Here is a 24,506-nt window from a genome sequence, read left to right as displayed (position 1 = left end):
GTTATAACCTTTTACTTGTATTATCAGTGCTTTGATTGGCATTAAGCTTAATACAAATAGGAGGCGACAACAAAGTCTTTTACAAATTGACCATTATTATTCATCATACCTACTGTTTTATAACCGAACGCTGGATTTTCATGCTTAAAATATTCCATTTCGCTATAGCGCTTATCTCTACAACACTTCTTTTGGCATGTAGCAACCCAAGTTCACATCTTAATGTGCAAAAAGAGCCGCAAGGCCCAGCGGCTCTGCAGCTGCAAGGCGATACTATTGCTCATTTAAAGTATGAGCTTGCTAATGGCTTAACAGTGATTTTGCATCCTGATAATTCCGATCCGCTGGTAAATGTTAATGTTACATATCATGTAGGGTCAGCTCGCGAGGAATACGGGCGTTCGGGCTTTGCGCATTTTTTCGAGCATATGATGTTTCAGGGCTCACAAAATGTTGCAGACGAGGAGCATTTCAAAATTATTACCGAGGCGGGCGGTAATTTAAATGGCTCTACTAACAGTGATATCACTAATTACTATCAAACCGTGCCGGCAAACCAGCTAGAAAAAGTGCTGTGGCTCGAGGCCGATCGCATGGGCTTTTTGCTGCCGGCTGTTACCCAAGAAAAGTTTGAAAATCAGCGCGAGACCGTTAAAAACGAACGTGGGCAACGAATCGACAATCAGCCCTATGGCTTACGCTCAGAGCGTATTGGAGAGGCTTTGTATCCTGTTGGTCACCCGTATTCATGGTCAACTATTGGTTATGTTGAAGATTTAGACCGAGTAGGTCTTGACGACCTCAAAGCCTTTTTTGCGCGGTGGTACGGTCCAAATAATGCCGTTATCACCATTGGCGGCGATATTGATATTGAACAAACCAAGCAATGGATTGAAAAGTATTTCGGCACCATTCCCAGAGGCCCAGAAGTCACAGATGCGCCGAAACAGCCAGCAAAGCTATCTGAAACCCGCTACCTCACGCTAGAAGATAAGGTTCACCTTCCTTTACTGCAAATTACGCTACCCACTGTGTATGCAGGGCATGCTGATGAGGCTCCTCTTGATGTTTTGGCCAATATTCTCGGCGGTGGTAAAACATCCTTGTTGTATAAAAACATGGTGAAAAATGGCTTGGCTGTGCAGGCTTTTGTAGGGCATCCATGCCGTGAGCTCGCGTGTGAATTTCAAATCTTTGCCTTGGCAAATCCTCAGGCGGTGCAAAACTTAAAGCAGCTTAGTGATATTGTACAAAACTCGTTGACCGAATTTGAAACGCGCGGGGTGCAAGACGATGACTTGAACCGCGTTAAGGCTAGCATAGAAACTAGCACCATATTTGGTTTGCAGAGCGTATCAGGCAAGGTCAGGGCACTTGCCAGCAGTGAAACCTTTGAAAATAACCCTGATCGAATTAAGGAAGATATTGAGCGCTACAATGCGGTCAGCAAAGCCGATGTTATGCGCGTGTATCAACAATACGTGAAGCAAAAACCGGCGGTTGTGTTAAGCATCGTTCCCCATGGCGCGGAAGCGCTAGCTGTTGCACCACAGAACTTTGACTTGCCGCCTCGACGCATAACCGAAGCGAGTGAGCCAGATAGCTCGCTGCAAGCATCGCCGGTAAAGGCAGATGATAGCTTTGATCGCAGTAAAATCCCCAATGCAAGCGTCAATAAACCCGTTAGCATTCCTGATTTTTGGCGCAGCGAATTGCCTAACAAACTGCAAGTCGTAGGTATTCAAACCAGCGAAACGCCGACCTTGAGTTTTACCATAAGTATGGAAGGTGGTGTGCTGCTCGATAGCGTGGAAAAACCCGGACTGGCCGCATTTACTGCACAGTTGATGAACGAAAGCACGCAAAATTACAGCACAGAAGACTTCGCCAATGCCTTAGCCCTTCTGGGTAGCTCAATAAGTGTTGATACATCCGGACGCTACACCAATGTATATGTAAGCACGCTGGTGAAAAACGCAGAACAAACGATGGCTCTGTTAGAAGATCGTTTGTTTCGGCCGGCATTCAGCGAGGCGGATTTTATGTTGGCGAAGCAGCGAACCTTACAGGGTTTACAGCAACAGCTTAAAAATCCTTCAGTCTTAGCGTCTAGAGCCAGAGATGCTGTGCTTTACGGCACGCAGACTCGAATAGGTTTGCCCGACAGCGGTACCTTGGCGAGTATCAATGATATTACCCTAGATGACGTGAGAGAGTTTTATGACTCGTTCTATCGGCCTAATCATGCACAAGTGGTCATGGTAGGAGATGCCAGCCAAGAACGTACCCTTGAACTTGTTGGATTTTTAGAGCAATGGGAAGCGCAAGATTACAGCGTTCCAAGTTTTTCCCCTGAAGCATCAAACGACGAGGGTAAAATATTTATCGTAGATAACCCCGGTGCAGTGCAGTCGGTTATTTCGATATTTAAGCAAGCACCAGTGTTTGACCCATATGATGAGTACTTTCAACTTACGCTAGCCAATTACCCCTTAGGGGGCATGTTCAATAGTCGTATTAATTTGAATCTGCGAGAGGATAAAGGCTACACATATGGGGCGCGCAGTGGTTTTGTTGGCGGTAAAAACTTAGGCTATTTCAGCGCTGGAGCCGATGTTTCTGGAGAGTTTACCAAAGCAAGCATCGATGAGTTTTTGTCTGAAATAAATCGCTATCAAGACCAAGGCATGACCGAAGACGAGCTAGCATTTTTGAAAAATGCCTATTCACAATCCGATGCATTGAGCTATGAAACACCAAGACAGAAAGCAGGCTATCTAATTCGGATTCTTTCGCTAAACTTAGACAAAGACTTTGGTGCTAAACAACAAGCTATTATTCAACAGATTACTACTGAAGAGTTAAACGCCTTATCGAAAAAATGGCTAGACAGCACAACGATGGATATTGTAGTGGTGGGAGATGCCGCCAACATAGCGCCTCAACTGAAAGAACTGGGGCGTGAAATTGTTATGCTCGATGTGCCTCGTTAACGAGAACTGTGACATTAATTACGCTCTAGCGTTGCGATAGGGCGTACAACGTATTGGATAGATTTTTTGAGTACATTACCCACAACATTTGAACAGCGCTTAGCGACACTGGCGTCAACCAACATTTGCGCCACCCTAAAAGATATAAAACATGGTGTAGAGAGAGAAACACTCAGAGTCAATCAAAGCGGTGGTCTCGCTGCCGGCTCACATCCTCAAGCGCTCGGCTCAGCGCTAACGCATGACCTAATCACCACCGACTTTTCAGAATCCTTACTTGAGTTTATTACGCCGCCTGAGTCGCATACGGCGACGACCATAGAGCAGCTTATTGATATTCATAAGTTTACATACGACAACATAGGCGACGAATACTTATGGCCTATGAGTATGCCTTGTTTTATAGACGCTCAAACGAATATTCCCATTGCGCGATACGGGAAATCAAATATTGCGAAGATGAAAGAAGTGTACCGAAGCGGCCTGCATAATCGCTATGGCAGCATGATGCAGGTAATTAGTGGTGTACACTTTAATTTTTCACTGCCAGAGAGTTTTTGGCAGCTATGGTGCGACAAGATGCAAATGCCGGCAGACAAAATTGGCATTTCCTCTCAGTATTTCTCACTTGTCCGCCAGTTTAAACGTCTGGCATGGGTAATTCCTTATTTATTCGGTGCGTCGCCCGCTCTATGCGGCTCATTTATAAGCCACAGAAAGGTTCCACATCCTTTTGAAAAAATTGGCCGTGGTACGCTGTTTTTACCGCATGCTACATCGCTGCGTATGAGCGACCTTGGATATACCAGTACAGCACAGTCAAATTTGCGCATCTGCTACAACGATTTATCAACCTATGTCAGTACCCTTCGAGAAGCGATTAATTTGCCGGCAGAGCAATATGCGCACATAAGTGCGGGCGAAAATGGCAAATGGCAGCAGTTGAATAAAAACGTACTGCAAATTGAAAATGAGCTGTATTCACCTATTCGTCCAAAGCAAGTGGCTAACTCGATGGAAAAGCCCACCGACGCACTTGAAGATAGAGGCGTGAGCTATTTGGAAATTCGTTCCTTGGACGTTAACCCGTTCTCGCCGGTGGGCTTAGATGCGCACCAGATTGACTTTTTGGACGTATTTTTATTGTATTGTTTGGCGCTGCCTTCGGTCGATTTTTCAGATGCTGCCAACAAAGAGAATCAGGCGAATTTTGTAGACGTTGTGCTCAAAGGTCGCCAAGCTGATTTGCAACTAAGTAATGCCGGTCAGTCAATTTCGCTCGCAAAATGGGGCGAGACGCTTATGGAAGACCTGATGCAAGTTGCCTCTGTTTTAGATGAGGCTCATGCAAGCAAAAAATTTAGCCAAGCGGTTACAACGCAGGCGCATAAATTTGTCGATGCGTCGCAAACCTTTTCAGGGCGCTGGTTAAATACTCTGCAAGAAAATGAAATAGACAACAGTATTTTAGGTATGGAGCTGGCAAAAGAATATAAAACGTTTATTCAAGAAATGGACTATCGCAATATTTCGAAAGTCGATTTTGAAGAACAGGCAAAAGTATCCATGCTAAAGCAGGCTGACATTGAGGCCAGTGATACTCAGTCTTTTAACGATTTTATTAAAGATTATTTTGGGTCGAGTAAAACGCGATAGAGTCGCATCTTATGCGCTTATGCGCTTACTCACCAAAGGTGAAAATTTAGGCAAAAAAAACCCAGCGAAATCGCTGGGTCAATACACACTTAGGGAAACACATTTAATCTGTACATAAGAGTACGTAAGCTACTAAGAAGTTCAAAAAAATGTCAAAAAAAATCATCTACATAGCGCTAACAATGCTCAGTGTCTTTATTCTAGGGGGCTGCGCCACTACTCAGCCTTCGAGTCGTGAGAATCTGTGTCACATATTTGAAGAAAAGCGTGATTGGTATGATGCCGCAAAGGATATGCGTGACAAATGGGGCGTTCCCATTCATGTGCCTATGGCAATGATGTACCAAGAAAGCTCATTTCGACACGACGCGCTCCCTCCTCGAGATTATGTTTTTTTTGGCTTAATACCCTGGGGGCGAGTGAGCAGTGCTTACGGCTATGCGCAGGCGAAAACGATGACATGGGACGATTACAAGCGCGAGACTAATAGCCGTTTTGCAGACCGCGATGACTTTGATGATGCGATTGATTTTATGGGCTGGTTTATTAGCAAAACTCACACGATAAATCGTATTTCTAAGTGGGATGCGGGTGCTCAGTATCTCAACTATCATGAAGGGTGGGGCGGATACAAACGCAAAACGTATCGACAGAAGCAGTGGCTTGTAAAGGTTGCGCAAAAGGTAGACGCTCGCTCAAAACGCTATGCTGCCCAGCTGAAAACGTGTGAAGACGAGTTAAACAAAGGCTGGTTTATGCGCCTTTTCACTTAATACCTTTCATATATCTGCTGAGATGCTCTTCTGAGCAAGATGGGTAAGTTATTATTCATGCCCCATCGCTTTGCGTGCCATCTCAGCGCTAAATCGTCTAAATATTGATCTGGATTAATAAACAAATGTCTTCGGTTGTTTGAGCGTAAATTTGCTTGATCTAGATCAGCTTAGTTTTCTGACGTTTTGCCACAATATCGTTGTTTTTTAATCAACAAGGCAGGAAACAGTATGTTAGACCTTCTATTATCAGATCCAGTCGCATGGGGTTCAGTGTTCGGTATTTTTGTTGTGGTTGCTATTTGCGCATACTATGTGTATTTGTTTTTACACAATGTTGCCGAAGATAACTAATTAAGCTTTGTGAAGCCGCTAAATGCGCCTGCGTATTAGGGCAGGGGCGCGATAAATTCAATCAGTACAAGTACTGCGCCTTTTCCGCCCCACTCAAGGGGTGCCTGATGAAAGCCAAGTACTTTTGGATGTTGAACTAAATAATTGGGCACTTTTTGTTTGAGCACGCCTCCGCTTACGCCATGTATGACCTGAATGCATTCATAATGTCGGCGCACCGCCTCATCGATAGCCGCTGCAAGCTCAAGCTTTGCCTGTTGAGTGGTTAAGCCGTGTAAATCTAGCTCAAGTTCGGGCACAATTTCACCGCGTCGAATGCGTTTAATACCTTGTTCAGCCTCGCTTGTTTTACGCGCAAATTTCAAGGCTTTGCTAGGGTCAAAATAGGCTTCAAAGCCATCAGAAAACTCAAAGCTAGCTGCTCGGCGCTTACCTTCTTTACTCGTTTTTACCGCTGGGCGTTTGTTCAAGGCGCGCTTCTCTTTTGGGTCTTGCACATATTGAGTGTGCTGCACGGGCTTGGCGTCGGCAAACATCTCGCTAAAATTTAGGTCTTGGGCTAACTTTGAGACTTTTTTATCCATCTTTTTAAATTATCAGCGAAATTCCGGTAAATAATGCGTATTATATTGCCACAAATACACGGCAAACGCATACACCGTTTCAGGTGTTGCCAATGACATTCTGGCAAGCTAGCAAACATGCAAACACACGATCACAACAGCGATACACACAATTTGCTCACGATTGGTGATTGGATTCGCTTTACCATAAGCGAATGTCATCGAAACGATATTTTTTTAGGTCACGGAACCGATAACATCTGGGATGAAGCTGAGCATTTAGTGTTTCAAGCCTTAGACATCCCTTTGATGCTTGGCCAAGCGCAAAAGAGCGTGGTGTATCAAAGCCGATTGATACAAGATGAAATTGATAAGCTCGATACGTGGGTGCGCCTGCGCGCGCAGCATGCTAAGCCTTTGCCTTACATCAGCAATATTGCTTGGTTTGCGCAGATGCCGTTTTATGTGGATGAGCGAGTGCTTATACCTCGCTCTCCATTTGCTGAGCTGATCAATAAACGTTTTGCACCCTTTGTATCTAAGCACTTCAGCCCGACCCATATCCTTGATATGTGCACCGGCAGTGGCTGTATCGCTATTATCTTGGCCAAAGCGTTTGAAGATGCCGCGGTAGATGCAGTCGATATCGACATGGACGCCCTTGAAGTCGCCTCGATTAATATTGCAAACTATCAGTTAGAAGAGCGTGTTTACCCCATATCGTCTGACGTTTACACTGAGCTTAAGGGCCAGCAATACGATTTAATTATTGCCAATCCGCCTTATGTAGATGCCCAAGATATGGCTGATTTGCCTCAGGAATATCATCACGAGCCCGAACATGCATTGGCGTCTGGCGCCGATGGTTTAGACCTCACCATGAAAATTGTTTCACACGCTATAGAGCATCTTCGTGATGACGGATGGCTATTTGTTGAAGTGGGTAATAGCGAAGTGAACTTTGCCGAGCGTTTTAACGGATTACAGGTTACGTGGTGCGAATTGGAACAAGGCGGTAGCGGCATTTTTGCCGTGAGTAAAGCGCAGTTGATTGCGCAGCAAGATATATTGGACGAATTGGAGTAAGCGTTAGGATGTCAGGAAATACCTTCGGAAAAATTTTTACCGTAAGCACGTTTGGAGAGAGCCATGGACTCGCCATCGGCGGTGTGGTGGACGGCTGTCCTCCCGGCCTTGAGCTATGTGAAGATGACTTGCAGGGCGACTTAGACCGACGCAAGCCTGGAACGTCACGCTATACCACCGCACGGCGCGAAGAAGACGAAGTAAAAATTTTATCAGGCGTATTTGAAGGTAAAACAACGGGCACCAGCATTGGCCTGCTTATCAATAACACCGACCAACGCAGCCAAGATTATTCAAAAATTAAGGATGCCTTTAGGCCCGGACACGCAGACTATACTTACCAGCAAAAATTTGGGTTTCGGGATTACCGCGGCGGTGGCCGGTCTTCTGCGCGAGAGACGGCTGTGCGCGTTGCCGCCGGCGGCATTGCGAAGAAGTATTTAAAACAAATCTATGGTATTGAGGTGCGCGGTTATTTGTCGCAACTTGGGCCAATTGCGATTGATTGTGTTGACCATAGCGTGACTAATACCAACCCGTTTTTCTGCCCTGATGAAACTAAGCTAGAGGCGCTAGATGCCTATATGCGAGATTTGAAGAAAGAGGGTAACTCTATTGGTGCGAAAGTGAGCGTGTCGGCAGTCAATGTGCCAGTTGGCTTAGGCGAGCCAGTGTTTGACCGACTAGACGCAGAGATTGCCCACGCCATGATGGGTATCAATGCAGTAAAAGGCGTTGAGTTAGGCGATGGGTTTGATGTGGTCACTCAAAAAGGCACTGATCATCGCGACCAGATGTCGCCTGAGGGTTTCCATAGCAACCACAGCGGTGGTGTATTGGGCGGTATATCTACCGGACAAGAAATTCTAGTGCACATGGCCCTTAAACCCACCTCGAGTATCTCTATATCGGGCGAAACTATTGACGCAGACGGAAAGTCTGCAGACATCATTACCAAAGGCCGACACGACCCATGCGTGGGCATTAGAGCCGTGCCTATTGCCGAAGCTATGCTTGCCTTGGTATTGATGGACCACTTGTTGCGTCATCGCGCACAAAACGCCGGGATTGTTTCACCAACACCGGTTATACCTGCTCAGCGCTAGCTGACGTGTATTTGTCATGGTTTGCCGATAGAGCAAACACACAAATCGATGAGCGCCGCAATCGTGTATTGCTGGCGCTTATATATATTTTTCATTTTGGTCAGCTTGGCGTATTCATTCCTTATGTTGGTATTTATCTTGATGCCAAAGGCTTTTCATCTGCCCAAATCGGCACCCTGTTGGCGGTGGTTTCACTCTCTCGTATTGTTGGCCCAAATATGTGGGCGCACTTCGCCGATAAAACCGGTCAGGTAGGCGAGGTACTTAGACTCGGCTGTTTGCTTGCCTTTTTGAGTTTTTCGAGCATTTTATGGGTAGAAGGATTTATAGGTATCACCATAGCGTTTGCCAGTATGATGATGTTTTGGACAGCCGTGCTGCCGCAGTTGGAGGTGATTACATCGCATGCTACGGAGCGCTCAAAGGGTGGCTACGGGGCGATACGGCTTTGGGGCAGCATAGGATTTATTGCCTGCACACTCGTAGTAGGGTGGTTGTTAGATAATTTTTCCGCGCAGGTAATCGTGTATGCGTCAATTGTGATGCTGCTGGGCCTATTCATAAGCTCTTTATTAGTGGTATCAAGAGCACAACAAACGGTCACTGACACCAAGACTCAGGATCACGCTTTAGATGCTCACAGCAAGATGAAGATTTGGTCTTTTGGCTTTATTGTTTTTTTACTTGGCAATACCTTTTTGCAAGTTAGTTTTGGTAGCTTCTATAATTTTTTCACGCTGTATATGCGCGCCCTTGATTATTCAGGCATGCAAACCGGTGTTTTTATTGGCTTAGGTGTGGCTGCCGAGGTAATTATTTTTATCTACGCTATGCGTTTAATTAAGCGATTTGGTGTAAAAAGCCTGCTAGTGTTTAGCGTGTTTTTTACCGCTTTACGCTGGGCCTTATTAGCGGTCTTTGCCGAACATACGAGCATTATTGTCTTCACGCAATTGATTCACGCCTTAAGCTTTGGCTTAACCCACGCTGCATCGGTTTATTATTTACAGCAAACCTTTCCTAAAGCGTTTCAAAGTAGAGCACAGGCCTTGTATGTAAGTATTGCCTTTGGGATAGGCGGGGCCTCGGGGAGTTATTTGTCTGGTTTGATGTGGGCGCAAGGAGAGGGCGCATTGGTGAGCTTTGCATTTGCCGCGCTTATAGCCTTTGCTTCAGGTATATGCATGCTGGCCTTGCCCAATCGCGCCTAAACTAAGCATCTAAACCAAGTATGTTTAAACGAAACATCTAGATTCAGTGTCTAAATAAGCGCTCATCAAAATATAAGACGCACACGCGACTACTTTGCTTCGCCCAAATGTTCTGAAAGAAAGGTTTCTAGCGCCTCATAAACAGGACGAGAATGGTCTGAATAATAAAAAATATTATGACCTGCATCTTCTATGCCGACAAATTTGAAATTTTTATTGTGCGCTTCAAGAGCGTCCTGCATTAATTCAGCTTGTTCATAGGGTACCACTGAATCTTCCTCACCGTGAACCAGCAAAATGGGCGTGTTAATACGCTGTGCGTTCAGCGCAGGAGAGCTTGCTTGCAGCATCACTGCATCGGTTTGTGGATCACCAATGGTATCTTTTACGTAGCTTGTTAATATTGCGTTGCCTTCAAATTTGTCTAAATCGAATTCGATCTGTTCGGGTAAATGCGTCACACCATTAATGCTCGCGGCACAGGCATAAAGTGACGGTGTTTTAATCGTGCCCATTAAGGCGGCATATCCGCCGTAAGATGCGCCTACAATGCACACTTTGTTTGGATTTATTAAGCGCTCTTTTTCTAAAAATGCAACTGCATCTTCTAAATCCTCTTGCATTCTTAAACCCCACTGCTTATGGCCCGCTTTTTCAAACGCTTTTCCGTAGCCAGTTGAGCCCCTAAAGTTAGGTTTAATTACAATATATCCTCGAGTGGATAAAAACTGAGTAAGGTCATCGTAATTGAGTGAATCCCTCGCCTGCGGACCGCCGTGCGGCATGATGATTAGCGGCAATGGTGCAGAGAAGTCAAAACCGCTAGGCGCATATAAATAGGCAGTAATGCTTGCTTTGTCACGTGTGAGATATTGAATTTTATAGGCATCTGCCAGTTGATCTCTCGGTAAGCTACTGTAGGGGTAGTTAAAACGAGTAATCGCATCTTCTTTTATATCGTAGGTAAAGTAGGTGACCGGATTAGATGCACCCCAAGATTTTATGACGGCATAAGACTGATTTTTAGCGATATTGCTAAAGCGAAAGTTTTCATCTTGAAAATACTTTGCCGCCTTTGCGTAAATGTTTTGGCTTTCTTGGTTAAAATAGACGGAGCGGTAAACATCAGTCAGAGTAGTATAGCCAATAACTTCATTGTCCATCCCTGAGGTAATCACTCCAACTATATCGGTGTTTTCCAGCGATACCAGCACGCTTTTTTCACCGTCTTTTACCTGAATTAGCTCATGAAACCCCGTGTCTTCATTAAGCTTTCTATACACAAGGTAGCCGTCTTTGAGGCCCGCTAAGTCTTCTAACTCAATTTTATTTTTGCTTCTATCGTCGTCGTCAAAGTAAAGGGTGTCAACACTGACCCACTCATCGCTTTCTTTTGTGTATTTCAAAATTTCGAGAGTTTTTGAAATGCGTCGATAGTCATAGCGATATAATAGCTGGCGTTTTATATCGTTAGTAAAAGCGACGGTAAATCTTCCGCCGGTAACAACGCGGTCAGATTCTCCTGAGTTGATATTGACTTTGTAAAGCGTCATACGGTCTCTGCGCCATGCAGACATCAGTATGTGCTCAGGGTCGTCGGGCAATATATGGGTGATATTTGCAAGGTTAACATTCCCTTTAACATTGCGGTCGTCGTTCATCAGCGATACCAGACCCTCACCATCGATGTCAGTGGCAACGATGCGGCCAAACATAAAGTAGTCGTCGATATCAAAGTCATCCTTGCGTTTAGCATCGCGGCGTACTTGCGCAGTTTTATAAGGTACTAAGAGTTTTACTAGGAGACGATTATCGTTAGCCCAGCTTACGCTATAAGGTCGTATGATGTCGTCACCAAAGCGATGAATGACTTTAGATTTTTGGATATCGAAAATGACCACCGCTCGCTGTTTATCATAGTTCCAAACCGACGCAACGTACTTACCGTTGGGCGATAATTTGGCGGTGAGCATATCGGGCGGAGCATGAAAATCATCAACACTTAAGTCGTATGATGAAGCAAAAACAGGCGTGTTAAGTAGTGCCAAAGACAAGAGCGTAAGGCAGCATAAGCGTATACAAAGTGGTTTATACATGAGCATCCATTCTCAAATTTTTTTTAATGGTAAGAGATAAGAGCCTTTCAGGCAATGCTCAGCGCTTTTATTTACTAAAATTAGTTAAAATATATATGTGTTTATTAAGTTTAAAAAACTTAATAAACCCGCATAAAAAAACCCAGCACTGCTGGGTTTTTAGTCATTTACTGTAGAGCTAGCACTTAGGCAAAGTTGCTTGAAGCAAAATCCCAGTTAGCTAAAGCCCAGAAACCTTCTAAATAGTTTGGACGAACGTTACGATAGTCTATGTAGTAAGCGTGTTCCCACAAATCAACCGTTAGTAGAGGCGTTACACCGTCTTCGGTAATTGGCGTACCAGCGTTGCTAGTATTCACAATATCTAAGCTGCCGTCGGCTGTTTTTACTAACCAAGTCCAGCTTGAGCCAAAGTTGTTTACGGCTTTATCGTTAAAGGCCGACTTGAAGTCTGCAAACGAACCCCACTTAGCGTTGATTGCATCTGCAAGCGCACCCGTTGGTTCGCCACCGCCATTAGGGCTTAAGCTGTGCCAATAAAAGGTGTGATTCCAAATTTGAGCAGCGTTGTTAAACACGCCACCGTCACTGTTTTTTACGATTTCTTCTAAAGACTTTTCGGCAAGGTCAGTGCCCTCAATTAAACCGTTAAGCTTAGTTACGTACGTTGCGTGATGCTTGCCGTAGTGAAAATCTAATGTTTCTGCAGAAATATGCGGCTCGAGCGCGTTTTTTTCATACGGAAGAGCGGGTAATTCAAAAGCCATGTGTAGTCTCCATTGTGTTATGAGTATGTATTGCCTGCATGAGCTATATCTAAGGTCAAACGCTAGGTTTTAAACCCTTTGGCCGTAAAAACTTAAATAACTTGATCAGTGTGCTTCTTTATTTCGTAAATTAAGGCAAACAAGATCACACTTATTTATATTCATTGAATAAAATAAGGCTAGACAGCGCTTGATATTGGGCGCATTCACCCATACCCTTTAGCCAGTCTCATTGAAAACGGTTGTACTATGGAAACTATTGATAAAATCAAAGAACAAATAAGCGAAAATCCCATCCTTTTATATATGAAAGGTTCGCCTAAACTTCCGAGCTGCGGCTTTTCAGCGCAAGCCACTCAGGCGCTTATGTCATGCGGGGAACAATTTGCCTACGTAGACATACTACAAAATCCTGATATTCGTGCTGAGCTGCCAAAATATGCTGATTGGCCGACTTTTCCGCAGTTGTGGGTAAAAGGTGAGTTGATTGGTGGTTGCGACATTATTTTGGAAATGTTTCAACAAGGCGAGCTGCAAACGCTGATCAAAGAGGCGGCAGGCAGTTCAGATACGCCCGCGGCGGACGCATAGCGTTCTTTTCCGTAGACTGATAGCGCAGAACGATAGCGCCTAACGGATATCTTAGAGAGCGCCAGTCGCAAAGTAATACACAGAAACGTCGAGATTTAGAGCTTGCTCAAATCTCGACGTTTTTTTATTTAAGTATTAAAATTTTAGGTTTAACAGCACAAGTTATTGGCCTTCTAAGCTATACACGCACATGACCCATAAGTGAAATCCCCAAAAGTAAAATACCCAAAACGCAAAAGTAAAAGAACCAAATGTAAAAGACACCTAAGCCGTCTTAAAGTATTTCAGAAGCGATATTTAAAGTTATTTGTGAACGGTAAATTTGAAGAGTAATGTTGAGGGGGAATTTTGAGGGGTTATTTTGAGCGTTTTTATGAAGGGTAGTTACGAAGGTAGCTGCGTAGAATATGTCTCAAGCTTATTCGTGAAATTGAAGTTAGTGTTCTTGTTGATGCATTTAAGTGGTTTTAGGGTTGGGTTGATGTTCTTGAATAAACTATATCAACCCACGTCTTTGAATAAACTATCGTCAATAATAGTTTGATCAATAATTGATACAGCCATATCGACACATGCTCCGCACTGTGAGCCTACGCCTAGCTGCTTTTTCAAATCTCGGATATTGCCGACGCTGTCTTCGCGTACCGCTCGCTCAATTTGCTTATCGGTTATGCCGTAGCACATACATACAAACATAACTCTCCTCAATCATCTTAATAACACTGCAAATGATAATAGTTGTTATTTAGATTAAAGGCAAGTGAGTTTATGCATATTTATTGATCAATGGCCTCAAAATAAGGCTAAGTAATTGATATTACTATTGATTAACCTTATTCAGATATGAGCTTAATTATCTTCGTCTTTACTCAAGGGCCAGCCACCAAGCTGCCGGTAGCGATTAAGCATAAAACAAAATAACTCTGCAGTTTTTTGTGTGTCGTACAGAGCGCTATGGGCTTGCGACTGTTGAAATTCGATGTTGGCAGCTTCGCATGCTTTTACCAGCACTGTTTGTCCTAAGCACAGCGCGGCTAACGACGTAGTATCAAACGAAACAAAGGGATGGAAAGGACTGCGTTTAATGTTTGTGCGTGCAAGTGCAGCGTTTACAAAACTTTGATCGAATGTTGCATTATGCGCAACGATGACGCTTCTCTGGCAATCTGCCTCTTTTTGCGCTTTTCGAACCGTTTTACACAGGTCTTTAAAAACTTCTTCTTCTGTTTTTGCTCCGCGCAGGGCGCAAAAGGGGTCTATCCCGTTAAACTCAATGGCGGCCTTTTCGATATTAGCGCCTTCAAACGGCGCAACATGTTCATGAAAAATAGTATGTTGCTCAAACTCTCCTTCGGCGTTCATCCGCAAAGTAATGGCAGCAATTTCTAAAATGGCATCGGTATTGGCATTAAATCCAGCGGTTTCTAGGTCGATAACTACCGGAAAGTAACCGCGAAAACGTTCTGCTAGCGTTGAAACTGTTTGGCTCATGTGTTCCTTAATAAAAGCGATGAGAGAGGCCTGCAACATAGCGGCTTCATAATTTAATGTCTTACGGCGTGCTTATATTTCTGCCGCTATTGTTTATAGTCATTAGTATGCCGAACTTCCATCTTGGTTGCTAAACCTTTCGCCACATAAGCCGATAATCACAACATAGAACACTGACAATTTAGGCCAACAAAATGCAGCAAACCGACGCACCCGTACCGGGAATAAAAAAGCAAGTAGCCATGAGAGCCTTGCGTGTTAGCCCGGTAATTGCTGTTTTAATAGCACTGTTTGTATCACTTCTGTGGATGCCAAACGCAGCAGCGAATATGCGCCACTACAAGGTAGATGTAGAATCATCTGAGTGGAGTTTGTCATCGCAGACGCGTTTGAAGTGTGAGTTGAGTCATCAAATTCCCGGTTATGGTACAGCGTCGTTTATCACAGAAGCTTCTAAACAGCTTAATATGGAATTTTACCTAGATATGCTGCGATTGCCCGGTCGCTACGATTCTGCTGTTGTGTATTCAATGCCACCGAGCTGGATGCCTGGCGTCAGTAAACGACAGATAGGCCGCATGGACTTGCGTAAACAATACGACGGCGATTTACCCTCTGATTCTGCATGGCAAATGCTTACAGAGCTTGAAAAGGGTTTTTGGCCCACTATTCACTACCAAGATTGGCTTAATCCCAATGACGCGGTGGCGGTATCCTTAAATGCCGGTCAGTTCCAAGCCTCGTATTATGATTTTAGTCGCTGCATTTCAAACTTGTTACCCTATAGTTTTGAAGACATTGAGTACACTGTGCTCGCATACAAGAAAAACAGCGCCGACCTTACCAAGTACTCACAACGACGTCTCGATATGATTGGTGAGTATCTTAAAGAAGACCTCGACTTAGAGCTTGTGTTACTCGACGGTTATACCGATAGTTATGGCGGCTCTTGGAACAATGAGCAACTCTCAATTCGCCGCGCCAATGAAGTAAAAAACTATTTTACCGCACTGGGCGTTGATACTGACAGAATTGAAATAACCGGTCATGGTGAAAAACGACATGTGTCGCCAAATGATACTCGCTTAGATAGAGCAAAAAACCGTAGGGTAGTGGTGCGTTTGTCTAAGGGCTAGGCGAGTTTTTGTTGTGCATATAAGGCATTACCTGATCGGTAAACAGCCCGTTGATGCCTAGCGCTTTAAGCCGTTTAAACGCGCGTATTGCCTCTTCCTTGTCGCTATAAAGGTCAGCTCTGTACGTATAAGGATGCACCACCAACCCTAGTGTTTGCGCGTTTTTGATTAAGTCAGTGGGCGTATTGGTTTTTTCATCTATCAGATGCGGTATCCACGGGCCAATGCCGTTGGCGTATTGCGCTACTTTATCAAGACCTTGGACGGTTTTAAGCAAATCGTAGTCGGTATTAGACTCATTCCAATCGTTTTCAGCAATTAATTGCACCAGTTTAACCTTGCTTTTATATTCAAACCGGATGCGTTTAAGTGCTTCAGGCTCAAAGCTCTGCACATAAATATTAGCACTGGCGCTATTAAGGTCGAGGTCGTTTAGCGCTTGCATGAATAGCGCGGTAATGTCGATGCCTTGCGATGTATGCCAGCTCGGCGCTTTTATCTCAGGATATACCCCTACATTTTTGCCAAAGGCGCGGTTGAGTTGCCTGATGACTTCAACATGTTCTTGAAAAGTCGCTACGGTAAAATGTGCTTTTCCGTTGTAGCGATTTGGGTATACGAGGGTATTATCGGTATGTTCACGCTCGTGAATACTCAGCGTTCTTAGCTCGTTCAAACTAAAGTCAATCGCATAAAAACGCCCGTCGTCTCGCGCGCGTGACGGAAACATTTGCTCCACATTGGTCACCGTCTCAAGATGAATGTCGTGCAGTACTATTAACTGCTTGTCTTTGGTCGCGACCAAATCTTGCTCGATATAGTCAGCGCCTTGCATAAAACTCAACACTAGCGCCTCTTTAGTATGCTCGGGTAAGAAACCTGACGCACCGCGATGCGCAATAATGTCGATGGCCTTTGCAACGCCAGAAAACGACAGCAAGACGAGCAAAAAACATGTAGATATAAACAATTTCACAAAAACTCCCTAACTCTATAGGTAACTAAGATGCGCTAGCATAAATCAATAACGAATGGCTCATTACATGATACTAAGTGAATGTGTTGATTATGTGACGATTGATTTATACTGTCGAAATAAAGGTGCGTTTTGTGCCTGATTCGAATTTTAAGGAAAAACATTGGCAGTCCATTGGTTCCCGGGGCATATGCACAAAGCATTGCTCGAAATAAAACAAAGCTTATCGCAAGTAGATGTGCTGATTGAAGTGCTCGATGCTCGTATTCCTTATTCTAGCGAAAATCCGGAAATTGCGAAGTTGCGTGGTGATAAGCCGTGTTTGAAAATCTTAAACAAGAGCGATTTAGCTGACCCGGAGATGACCGAAAAATGGCAGACTCATCTTGAAAAAGATGCTGGCGTAAAAACCTTTACCAATTCTACCGACAACCCAGCAAAGACCAAACAAATCATCGATATGATACGGGCAACCTGTGCCCAAAAAGATGCGTCTATTCGCTCAATCAACGCCATGATTATTGGCATACCCAATGTGGGAAAGTCTACCTTAATAAATATACTGGCACAGCGGACTATCGCGAAAACTGGTAATGAGCCAGCGGTAACCAAAAATCAGCAGCGAATCAATTTGGGGAGCGGTATTGTATTACTCGATACCCCAGGCGTGCTTTGGCCTAAATTAGAAAACCCTAACACCGGCTATCGGCTTGCTGCATCTGGCGCGGTAAAAGACACGGCGATGGAATATGATGATGTGGGTTTTTTTACGGCTGATTTTTTGATTAAAGCATATCCTGATTTGATGAAAGACCGCTTTAAATTAGACAGCCTACCGGATACTGAATTGGCTTTTTTGGAGCTTGCCGCAGCTAAACGCGGGGCTTTGATGGCGGGCGGCAGGGTAAATTTGCATAAAATTTGTGAGGTGTTAATTAATGAATTAAGAAGTGGTAAATTGGGTCGCATCACCCTTGAATCCCCTGAAATGTTAATACAAGAAAAAATTGAAATGGCCGAATTAGCCGCGAAAAAAATAGCAGATAAACAAAAGCGAAAACAAAAATTCAAAGACGGCTCACTCACCCCCGATAAAAAAGACCGTAAGGAAGTGCGCGAACAAAAACGCGCTGAACAAAGTCAGCGCATGAAAAAGAAGCGTTAGATTTAATGTTTTTGCGATGCGTGTTCGATGTGCATCTTAACTTTATGCTCCCAACTTATGGCTCTTAACGTCAGGCTTTTAACTAATTGCCCTTAATAATATCGCAGGTCTTCTGCCTTACCTCTGAACGCATAATAGGTAAACGCAGTGTATAAAAAGATAATTGGTATAACGATAATCGCACCAATCAATATTATTCTTAGACTTTCTGGTGAGCTTGCGGCTTCGAACATCGTGAGCTGCCCCGGCACTACGTAGGGGTAAAAGCTCACCACCAAACCAGCAAAACAAGATACAAAGACAACAATAGTAATTAAGAACGGTAGCCAATTACCCGCATCGCCAGCTAAAGGCAGCCGTTTAAGCACTTGATAGCCTATGACAAGCATACTGAAGCAAACAAGCGGTATGGCTGCGTACAAAATCGCCCATGGTGAGTCTATCCAAATCTGTTGCACGCTCGGGTTGACTAAGGGGTTAATCAAGCAAACTGCCAAAATCCCGCCAAAGGTAAACACGCCATATTTTTTAGCTTGTTTGATGGCATACAATTGCAAATCGCCGCTTGTTTTCATGATTAAAAAGCAATTGCCAATTAGGGCATAGGCTGCGCTTACGCACACGCCAGAGAATATGGCGAATGTGACGCTCGCTAATGTGTACTCTAAACCCATTATGTATAAACCCAACATAAAGCCCTGACTGAAGGTTGAAATAAGCGAGCCTGTTTTAAATACATAGTCCCAATATCGTTGTCTTTTTTGTTTTACTTTGGCTCTAAAGTCAAAGGCAACGCCTCTTAAAATTAAACCAATGAGTAAAACAGATGTGGGTATGTACAATTGGTACAAAATCGCGCTGTGTGCGGCGGGAAACGCCACTAGCAATAAGCCAATTGAGAGTACTAGCCATGTCTCGTTTGCGTCCCAAAACGGGCCGATTGCGGCAATCGATTTATCTCGCCATTGTAGGTTATGCATAGGTAAGCAAATGCCAATGCCTAAGTCGTAACCGTCTAAAATGGCGTAGAGCAAAAGTGAAAAACAAGTTAGGCCAGCGAAGATAAAGGCTAGGGTGTTGGCGTCTAAATAGTGCATGTTAATAAGCCTCTTGTTGTTTGTTGATGTGTGCTTTTTGCTGGTTTCTTATATTTGCATCGCTGTTTGAATCGGCGCATGCTTTGGTATCAGGCAAACCTGGCACTTGTAAGTCGTACTCTTCAACCAATACTGACTTACGCGCGAGCAAAAATATGGTTTTGATATAGGCGATTAACAGCACGATATACACGCTCAAGTACATCACGAATGTAAACATAACGTTTTCGCTAGCAATGGTCGTTACCGCATCGGCGGTTTTAAGCACGCCGCTGACTAAATATGGCTGGCGCCCAATTTCAGTCACATACCATCCAGCTAGGGTGGCTATCCAACCTGAAAAGGTCATGCCCATCAGTACTCTAAGCTGAAGTTTACTTAGCTTGTTTTTGCGTTTAAGTGAAATACTGCACCACCAAGCCACAACAATCATCAGCATGCCTAGGCCAACCATCACTCTAAAGCTATAAAATACCGGTGCAACGGGCGGGTGGGCACCTTCAAATTCATTAATGCCTTTGAGTTCGCCCTTAGGATCATGCGTTAAAATAAGCGAAGCTAAGTAAGGAATGCTAATTTCATACTTATTACTTTTAGTCTCTTCATCGGGAATAGCAAACAGGATGAGAGGAACAGATTCTGATGTTTCCCACAAACCTTCCATTGCTGCTACTTTTTGTGGTTGTTGCTTTAGTGTGTTTAAGCCATGCAAGTCACCAATAAATGCCTGAGTAGGTGCTAATAAAGCCGCGCTAAACAAAGCCGTTTTTAAGGTGACTTTAGGCGCTTTTTTATTGTCGCCGCGGTAAATACGGTAGGCAGAAATCCCCGCAACTAAAAAGCAAACGGTCAAGGCAGAGGCCATCAGCATATGCGTAAAGCGATACGGGAAAGAGGGATTAAAGATAATCGCAGACCAATCGTTAGCGTGCACTACACCATCGATAAGCTCGTAACCTGCAGGTGTTTGCATCCAAGAGTTAAGCACTAAAATCCAAAAGGCCGACATAGTCGTGCCAAAGGCAACTAAAAAAGTGGCGGTGGTATGCATCCAGCCGGGTACTCGGGTAAAGCCAAATAGCATAATGCCAAGCATAGTAGCTTCTAAAAAGAAGGCGGTAAGCACTTCATAGGCGAGTAGCGGGCCTGCTATGTTGCCCACACTTTCCATAAAGCCGGGCCAATTAGTGCCAAATTGAAACGACATGGTAATACCGCTCACCACGCCTAAGGCAAATGTAAGCGCAAATACCTTTACCCAAAAGCGATAGGCACGCATCCATACCGGATGTTTTGATATGTCGTAGCGTACTTTGAAATAAAACAGCAGCCATCCCAAAGCAATAGTGATGGTAGGAAAGAGAATATGAAAGCTAATATTCGCTGCAAATTGCAACCTTGATAGCATAAGTACATCCAACATAATTTACCTCGACCATAATTACTAATTTAAAAACCGGTCAAACTCAGGTGTTATGCTTTCGCTATTTTTATTGTTGTTAACAAGGGAGTTTTCATCAAAATGCATTTGTGTGAAATGCTTTTTCATCAAAACGCGTTGCCTCGTTATTGTCGTATTTATTTTCTCGTCATTCTCGAGCAGTCGAAAATCTGGTGGATGTTTCCGGAGATTCCGGCCTTCGCCGGAAAGACGTCTAGTTAGCCTTTTTACCACCAATCTTCTGCTTTAAATCAATAACCTTACTCACGCCGGCACCTAGCTTCATTAATCCATTCAATTGTTCAGGACTTAAAGACTGCAAACTCTGTGTCCACTTCGTAATGTTCTCAAGCAGATCGTGTATTTCTTGGATACGAGCTTGTGCGTACTCTTCCTCTTTATTACCCGGAGAGTCCATCAGGCTATCGCGTAACAAACTCATAGTTGGGTCGATTTCGCGCTTGCGGCGCTCTTCAAACACTTTGTTTGCCATGTCCCAAATGGAGCCCTTAGTATGGTAATAGTCTTTGCGATCTCCGGGTTTATGAACAGTGCCGACGAGTTGCCAAGAATTAAGCTCTTTCAGCCCCATCGACACATTACCTCTTGATATACCAAGGGTTTCAGCAATTTCATTGGCACAAAGGGGATATTCTTTTAACACCAAGAGCGCATAAATTTGCCCGACGGTGCGGTTAAAACCCCATCGGCTACCCATTTCACCAAAGTGATAAACAAAGCTCTCTAGCATGGGAGTCATTTTTCTGTTCATATCAGCTTACCCTATGATGAAATGCGCATTTATTAATATTGAACATTCTAAACATTCAGAAATTATTGAAAGTTTATATCAGATATTGATCTAGGTCAACAATTCGTTTGAGATTTAACTTTATGTGCCAGGCAATAGCCTGTGATTTTCAAGTTACTCGAAGGGTATTGATATTTTAGGTGACGTGGAAGTTTGCCTGAATTTAAGGCTCCAATAACGCTTTATGAGCGTTATGGCGTGACTGCAGCGAGTGTAATAGGTTTGATAGGCAGTTAACGCTTCAATAGTGGGTGACGCGCAGCAGCATGCCAGCGCTGCCAATTGATTGACTTGGTAGCTTCTGCTCTAGAGTTAATTTGACCTTTTATAGTTCGACAGTTTTGATAACGCCTCACTTCGGTTATGCTGAATTATCGATTCCATTTTCCCTCCAGTAGCATAGACATTCGAGCCCACAAATGCCATTTCACCAACTTCTGGTATCCATTCAAAAAATCTTACTTCGTTCTCAGAAAGGTCTAGGGCTAAAATCACATCATCACCGATTTCAGTAATGCCTTTGCAAAAACATACTTTGTGATTACCGGCTGGAACCTCTATTCGAATAAACCCTTGTTGTTTTAAACAACCTACTTTTTCTTCATTCACTTCGACATTCGGGCAATAAGCACCGCCTACAAAACTACTATCACGCATCAGATAAATAACGGCATTACCAGCTGCAGGCTCGACTAAGTTTTGAAACGGCTGTCCTCTCGCTGCGCAGGCACTTAAGATAAACGAAAGTAAAACAATTAAAAACTTTGAATAATTCATATCATTCCCTAGAAAAACTAGCGCCAATTTAACGAGTTATCAGATTATGACGTGGCTCTTGCGAGTGCAAGTAGTATTACATGAGCTGATAATCTCTGAGCAACGTTTTGCTATGCGCAAATTGCTACATCTGATGCATCTTGCTACATTGCACAATAATTTGTTGGAGTTTTGTTATGGCAACTGCAAGCATAAGGCTAGATCAAGAATTGGTAGAAAAAGCCACTATCATGGGGAAAGCATTAAATCGCACAACACCAAAGCAGATTGAACATTGGGCTAAGATCGGTGAAATGATGGAAGATAACCCAGACCTACCCTATGAATTTGTGAAACAAGCAATCATCTCTAAAGCTGAGAAAGAAGCGGGTAAGTTGGAGCCATACAGCTTTGGCTAAAATTATTACCGTTTTACAAACGCAAAATTTTAAAAAAGCAGTTAAAAAACTGCACAAAAATCAAAAATTCGATTTAGACAAAGCAGTAAAAGCAATCATGGAAGATCCCTTACTTGGAGAGCAGAAGAGGGGAGATTTGTCGTTTCTACGCGTGCACAAGTTTAAAATGGTCAAGCAACTGACAGTGCTCGAATATAGCCATGAAAATGGAACTGTGGTGCTAGAGCTGTTCGCGCTTGGATCGCATGAAAATTTTTATCGCGATGTGAAAAAAATCTTCTGAATCTTTGCGCATAAACATAATGACTCCCTCTGAAAGTGCTAGCCAACCTATTTTTTCTTGGGTTAGCAATCAGCCAGAGCCATAATTAGTTTGTTAAATGACTAAAACAAATAGGTGACTAGCATGAGCAAACATAACATAGTTTTTATTGGATTGGATGCCCACAAAGAGTTTTACGAAGTAGCATACTGCAAGAAGCAACGCGGAGCTGAAGTAGTCCATTTAGGACGGATCAAGTCAACCAAAATGAGTCTAAAGAAGCTTGTTCGTCAGTTTGAATCGAAATACCCTAACGCAACCTTACATTCGTTTATGAGGCTGGTCCTTGCGGTTATTGGATCTACAGACTTATTACCAGCCTTGATCATTGCTGTTATGTAGTCGCGCCCTCCCTTATCCCTAAAAAAGCTGGTGAGCGCGTTAAAACTGATAAGCGTGATGCGATTAAATTAGCAAAGCTATTAAAATCTGAAGACCTAACACCTATCTATGTGCCTGAATCAGAAGATGAAGCTATTCGTGATTTATCACGTGCACGATAAGTCGCTATGAAAGACCTAAAAGATGCAAAAGACCAACTCAAAGCTATTTTGCTTCGTAATAATATTCGCTATCCAGGCACCGATAACTGGTCAGCAAAACACCTACGCTGGTTAGCTGAATTAGTCTTGCCCCATCCTTCTCAACAATTTGTCTTGCAAGAATATATACATACTATTGAAGAGCGAGTAAAACGCCACGAACGTATTGAAAATGAATTAACACACCATGTCAGGCAATGGCGATACTACCCTGTGGTAAAGGCATTACAGGCGATGAGAGGTATCCGATTGACCATTGCGGTTGGTGTGGTTGCCGAGCTAGGCGACCTCACCCGCTTTGACCATCCGCGTAAACTGATGAGTTATTTAGGGTTTGTCCCTTCTGAACACTCCAGCGGAGGGAAGCAACGCTTAGGCAGTATCACTAAGTGTGGTAAGGGACGCGCGAGACGCTTAATCGTCGAGGGCGCTCATACTTACCGTTTTAGCGCCAATATCTCAAAAGAAATGCAGCAGCGACAAGAAGGTTTACCCAAGCAGATTATTGACATTGCTTGGAAAGCCCAAGTCCGTTTGTGTCGACGATATCAATGGTTGATACAGCGTGGTAAACATAGAAATACCGTTGTGGCTGCTATCGCCAGAGAAATGGTAGCTTACATTTGGGCGATTACAAAAGAAGTCCTGCTCGCACCTGTTAATCCCAAGTTGCAGATAGCTAGAGTGCCTGCATGATAAAAACCAGTTTTGAGTTAGTGCATTGGGTCAAGCCGCGGAAAGGGGCACAACCTAAGAGGGTGTTAGGATGGCAATTGTGTAAATCATAATTGATCCACGAGCATAGAGTGAAGAGAAGGTGCCAAGCGCGGAATAAGTAAGGTCAGCTCTGTTGATTGAAAAATGAATAATCTACGAATATCCTCCGCTGCGGCGCTCCGCCATGTAAATCGACGAAATTACCGCTTCACCCGATGTGTTAACTCAATTTATTGAGAAGCAAAAATACAAACTAAACATGGATTGAAATGAGGTCAGGGATTGGCACGTTTTAGTTGACAGAGGGAGTCATACCAACACCCGGTTAACGAGTGACCGGATTATGGAATGATATGTATTAGTGTGATTACCAAGGGATTATGTCGGTCTAATTACCGAGCGACTTTGTCGTAACAAGCATATCAGCCAGTTGCTAA

General features: G+C 43.8%; 22 protein-coding genes and 1 pseudogene. 13 read left to right on the top strand and 10 right to left on the bottom strand.

Annotation, left to right across the window (positions count from 1 at the left end; translation table 11 throughout):
• Positions 1–140: 140 nt before the first annotated feature.
• From ACFO4O_RS06630 to ACFO4O_RS06615, 4 genes are all read left to right on the top strand, one after another.
• A complete protein-coding gene (locus ACFO4O_RS06630) occupies positions 141–2,993 on the top strand; it encodes a M16 family metallopeptidase (RefSeq protein WP_382406714.1) in 2,853 nt (950 codons plus the stop codon).
• A gap of 66 nt (positions 2,994–3,059) precedes the next feature.
• On the top strand, positions 3,060–4,649 hold the full coding sequence (gene gshA / locus ACFO4O_RS06625; RefSeq protein ID WP_382406712.1) for a glutamate--cysteine ligase: 1,590 nt from the start codon (positions 3,060–3,062) through the stop codon (positions 4,647–4,649).
• A gap of 149 nt (positions 4,650–4,798) precedes the next feature.
• Complete coding sequence (locus ACFO4O_RS06620) at positions 4,799–5,422, top strand: transglycosylase SLT domain-containing protein (RefSeq protein ID WP_382406710.1); 624 nt, start codon at positions 4,799–4,801, stop codon at positions 5,420–5,422.
• Positions 5,423–5,653: 231 nt separating this feature from the next.
• Positions 5,654–5,776: a DUF3149 domain-containing protein gene (locus ACFO4O_RS06615; protein ID WP_382406708.1), complete on the top strand. Its 123-nt coding sequence runs from the start codon at positions 5,654–5,656 to the stop codon at positions 5,774–5,776.
• 35 nt (positions 5,777–5,811) lie between these two features.
• Here the strand turns inward: ACFO4O_RS06615 and smrB are convergent, their stop codons facing one another.
• Positions 5,812–6,360: an endonuclease SmrB gene (gene smrB / locus ACFO4O_RS06610; RefSeq protein WP_382406706.1), complete on the bottom strand. Its 549-nt coding sequence runs from the start codon at positions 6,358–6,360 to the stop codon at positions 5,812–5,814.
• A 117-nt stretch (positions 6,361–6,477) separates the two neighbouring features.
• Between smrB and prmB the strand changes: the two genes are divergently transcribed.
• The 3 genes from prmB to ACFO4O_RS06595 are packed head-to-tail and all read left to right on the top strand — an operon-like array spanning position 6,478 to position 9,742.
• Positions 6,478–7,425, top strand: a complete 948-nt coding sequence (gene prmB, locus ACFO4O_RS06605; RefSeq protein WP_382406704.1) for a 50S ribosomal protein L3 N(5)-glutamine methyltransferase — start codon at positions 6,478–6,480, stop codon at positions 7,423–7,425.
• Positions 7,426–7,433: 8 nt separating this feature from the next.
• Positions 7,434–8,531, top strand: coding sequence for a chorismate synthase (aroC, locus tag ACFO4O_RS06600; RefSeq protein WP_382406702.1), 1,098 nt, complete (start codon positions 7,434–7,436; stop codon positions 8,529–8,531).
• Positions 8,532–8,536: 5 nt separating this feature from the next.
• On the top strand, positions 8,537–9,742 hold the full coding sequence (locus tag ACFO4O_RS06595) for an MFS transporter (RefSeq protein WP_382406700.1): 1,206 nt from the start codon (positions 8,537–8,539) through the stop codon (positions 9,740–9,742).
• Positions 9,743–9,831: 89 nt separating this feature from the next.
• Here the strand turns inward: ACFO4O_RS06595 and ACFO4O_RS06590 are convergent, their stop codons facing one another.
• Together ACFO4O_RS06590 and ACFO4O_RS06585 are read right to left on the bottom strand one after the other, a co-directional pair.
• Positions 9,832–11,838, bottom strand: a complete 2,007-nt coding sequence (locus ACFO4O_RS06590) for an alpha/beta hydrolase family protein (RefSeq protein WP_382406698.1) — start codon at positions 11,836–11,838, stop codon at positions 9,832–9,834.
• A 185-nt stretch (positions 11,839–12,023) separates the two neighbouring features.
• On the bottom strand, positions 12,024–12,605 hold the full coding sequence (locus tag ACFO4O_RS06585; RefSeq protein WP_382406696.1) for a Fe-Mn family superoxide dismutase: 582 nt from the start codon (positions 12,603–12,605) through the stop codon (positions 12,024–12,026).
• Positions 12,606–12,854: 249 nt separating this feature from the next.
• On the opposite strand from ACFO4O_RS06585, the gene ACFO4O_RS06580 reads away from it, so the two are divergent.
• Positions 12,855–13,196, top strand: coding sequence for a Grx4 family monothiol glutaredoxin (locus ACFO4O_RS06580; protein ID WP_382406694.1), 342 nt, complete (start codon positions 12,855–12,857; stop codon positions 13,194–13,196).
• 501 nt (positions 13,197–13,697) lie between these two features.
• Here the strand turns inward: ACFO4O_RS06580 and ACFO4O_RS06575 are convergent.
• Positions 13,698–13,892: a (2Fe-2S)-binding protein gene (locus ACFO4O_RS06575; RefSeq protein ID WP_382406692.1), complete on the bottom strand. Its 195-nt coding sequence runs from the start codon at positions 13,890–13,892 to the stop codon at positions 13,698–13,700.
• A 153-nt stretch (positions 13,893–14,045) separates the two neighbouring features.
• Positions 14,046–14,687: a ribonuclease T gene (gene rnt, locus ACFO4O_RS06570; RefSeq protein WP_382406690.1), complete on the bottom strand. Its 642-nt coding sequence runs from the start codon at positions 14,685–14,687 to the stop codon at positions 14,046–14,048.
• A gap of 308 nt (positions 14,688–14,995) precedes the next feature.
• Here rnt and ACFO4O_RS06565 point away from each other — a divergent pair, with 308 nt between their 5' ends.
• On the top strand, positions 14,996–15,823 hold the full coding sequence (locus ACFO4O_RS06565; protein ID WP_382408255.1) for a flagellar protein MotY: 828 nt from the start codon (positions 14,996–14,998) through the stop codon (positions 15,821–15,823).
• On the opposite strand, the gene glpQ is transcribed toward ACFO4O_RS06565, so the two are convergent.
• Complete coding sequence (glpQ, locus tag ACFO4O_RS06560; protein ID WP_382406688.1) at positions 15,813–16,799, bottom strand: glycerophosphodiester phosphodiesterase; 987 nt, start codon at positions 16,797–16,799, stop codon at positions 15,813–15,815. The two genes, ACFO4O_RS06565 and glpQ, sit on opposite strands and share 11 nt — an antisense overlap.
• A gap of 163 nt (positions 16,800–16,962) precedes the next feature.
• Here glpQ and ylqF point away from each other — a divergent pair, with 163 nt between their 5' ends.
• Positions 16,963–17,964: a ribosome biogenesis GTPase YlqF gene (ylqF, locus tag ACFO4O_RS06555; RefSeq protein ID WP_382406686.1), complete on the top strand. Its 1,002-nt coding sequence runs from the start codon at positions 16,963–16,965 to the stop codon at positions 17,962–17,964.
• Between the two features lie 92 nt (positions 17,965–18,056).
• On the opposite strand, the gene cydB is transcribed toward ylqF, so the two are convergent.
• From cydB to ACFO4O_RS06535, 4 genes are all read right to left on the bottom strand, one after another.
• Complete coding sequence (cydB, locus tag ACFO4O_RS06550) at positions 18,057–19,061, bottom strand: cytochrome d ubiquinol oxidase subunit II (RefSeq protein ID WP_382406684.1); 1,005 nt, start codon at positions 19,059–19,061, stop codon at positions 18,057–18,059.
• 1 nt (position 19,062) lies between these two features.
• A complete protein-coding gene (locus ACFO4O_RS06545; protein WP_382406683.1) occupies positions 19,063–20,484 on the bottom strand; it encodes a cytochrome ubiquinol oxidase subunit I in 1,422 nt (473 codons plus the stop codon).
• A gap of 232 nt (positions 20,485–20,716) precedes the next feature.
• Entirely contained in the window at positions 20,717–21,274 is a 558-nt protein-coding gene (locus ACFO4O_RS06540; RefSeq protein WP_382406681.1) for a GbsR/MarR family transcriptional regulator, read from the bottom strand.
• Between the two features lie 351 nt (positions 21,275–21,625).
• Positions 21,626–22,090 carry a DUF2846 domain-containing protein gene (locus ACFO4O_RS06535; protein ID WP_382406679.1) on the bottom strand — a complete coding sequence of 155 codons (465 nt, stop codon included), beginning with the start codon at positions 22,088–22,090 and terminating at the stop codon, positions 21,626–21,628.
• A gap of 176 nt (positions 22,091–22,266) precedes the next feature.
• On the opposite strand from ACFO4O_RS06535, the gene ACFO4O_RS06530 reads away from it, so the two are divergent.
• From ACFO4O_RS06530 to ACFO4O_RS06520, 3 genes and pseudogenes are all read left to right on the top strand, one after another.
• Positions 22,267–22,488, top strand: coding sequence for a TA system antitoxin ParD family protein (locus ACFO4O_RS06530; protein WP_382406677.1), 222 nt, complete (start codon positions 22,267–22,269; stop codon positions 22,486–22,488).
• A complete protein-coding gene (locus ACFO4O_RS06525) occupies positions 22,481–22,771 on the top strand; it encodes a type II toxin-antitoxin system RelE/ParE family toxin (RefSeq protein ID WP_382406675.1) in 291 nt (96 codons plus the stop codon). Before ACFO4O_RS06530 ends, ACFO4O_RS06525 begins: the two co-directional genes overlap by 8 nt.
• A gap of 123 nt (positions 22,772–22,894) precedes the next feature.
• Positions 22,895–24,048 (top strand): annotated as a pseudogene (locus tag ACFO4O_RS06520) (IS110 family RNA-guided transposase).
• The last annotated feature ends 458 nt before the right edge of the window (positions 24,049–24,506 follow it).

This window comes from Glaciecola siphonariae, assembly GCF_042652645.1.
Taxonomy (GTDB): domain Bacteria; phylum Pseudomonadota; class Gammaproteobacteria; order Enterobacterales; family Alteromonadaceae; genus Glaciecola; species Glaciecola siphonariae.
This window is presented reverse-complemented; position numbering and strand designations above follow the sequence as displayed.

What these genes read in the sequence shown, in the direction of transcription:
- ACFO4O_RS06630 (WP_382406714.1), top strand. Translation starts at nt 141, where the DNA reads ATGCTTAAAATATTCCATTTCGCTATAGCGCTTATCTCTACAACACTT.
- ACFO4O_RS06620 (WP_382406710.1), top strand. Translation starts at nt 4,799, where the DNA reads ATGTCAAAAAAAATCATCTACATAGCGCTAACAATGCTCAGTGTCTTT.
- ACFO4O_RS06615 (WP_382406708.1), top strand. Translation starts at nt 5,654, where the DNA reads ATGTTAGACCTTCTATTATCAGATCCAGTCGCATGGGGTTCAGTGTTC.
- smrB (WP_382406706.1), bottom strand. Translation starts at nt 6,360, where the DNA reads ATGGATAAAAAAGTCTCAAAGTTAGCCCAAGACCTAAATTTTAGCGAG.
- prmB (WP_382406704.1), top strand. Translation starts at nt 6,478, where the DNA reads ATGCAAACACACGATCACAACAGCGATACACACAATTTGCTCACGATT.
- aroC (WP_382406702.1), top strand. Translation starts at nt 7,434, where the DNA reads ATGTCAGGAAATACCTTCGGAAAAATTTTTACCGTAAGCACGTTTGGA.
- ACFO4O_RS06590 (WP_382406698.1), bottom strand. Translation starts at nt 11,838, where the DNA reads ATGTATAAACCACTTTGTATACGCTTATGCTGCCTTACGCTCTTGTCT.
- ACFO4O_RS06585 (WP_382406696.1), bottom strand. Translation starts at nt 12,605, where the DNA reads ATGGCTTTTGAATTACCCGCTCTTCCGTATGAAAAAAACGCGCTCGAG.
- ACFO4O_RS06580 (WP_382406694.1), top strand. Translation starts at nt 12,855, where the DNA reads ATGGAAACTATTGATAAAATCAAAGAACAAATAAGCGAAAATCCCATC.
- ACFO4O_RS06575 (WP_382406692.1), bottom strand. Translation starts at nt 13,892, where the DNA reads ATGTTTGTATGTATGTGCTACGGCATAACCGATAAGCAAATTGAGCGA.
- rnt (WP_382406690.1), bottom strand. Translation starts at nt 14,687, where the DNA reads ATGAGCCAAACAGTTTCAACGCTAGCAGAACGTTTTCGCGGTTACTTT.
- ACFO4O_RS06565 (WP_382408255.1), top strand. Translation starts at nt 14,996, where the DNA reads ATGCCAAACGCAGCAGCGAATATGCGCCACTACAAGGTAGATGTAGAA.
- cydB (WP_382406684.1), bottom strand. Translation starts at nt 19,061, where the DNA reads ATGCACTATTTAGACGCCAACACCCTAGCCTTTATCTTCGCTGGCCTA.
- ACFO4O_RS06545 (WP_382406683.1), bottom strand. Translation starts at nt 20,484, where the DNA reads ATGTTGGATGTACTTATGCTATCAAGGTTGCAATTTGCAGCGAATATT.
- ACFO4O_RS06540 (WP_382406681.1), bottom strand. Translation starts at nt 21,274, where the DNA reads ATGAACAGAAAAATGACTCCCATGCTAGAGAGCTTTGTTTATCACTTT.
- ACFO4O_RS06535 (WP_382406679.1), bottom strand. Translation starts at nt 22,090, where the DNA reads ATGAATTATTCAAAGTTTTTAATTGTTTTACTTTCGTTTATCTTAAGT.
- ACFO4O_RS06530 (WP_382406677.1), top strand. Translation starts at nt 22,267, where the DNA reads ATGGCAACTGCAAGCATAAGGCTAGATCAAGAATTGGTAGAAAAAGCC.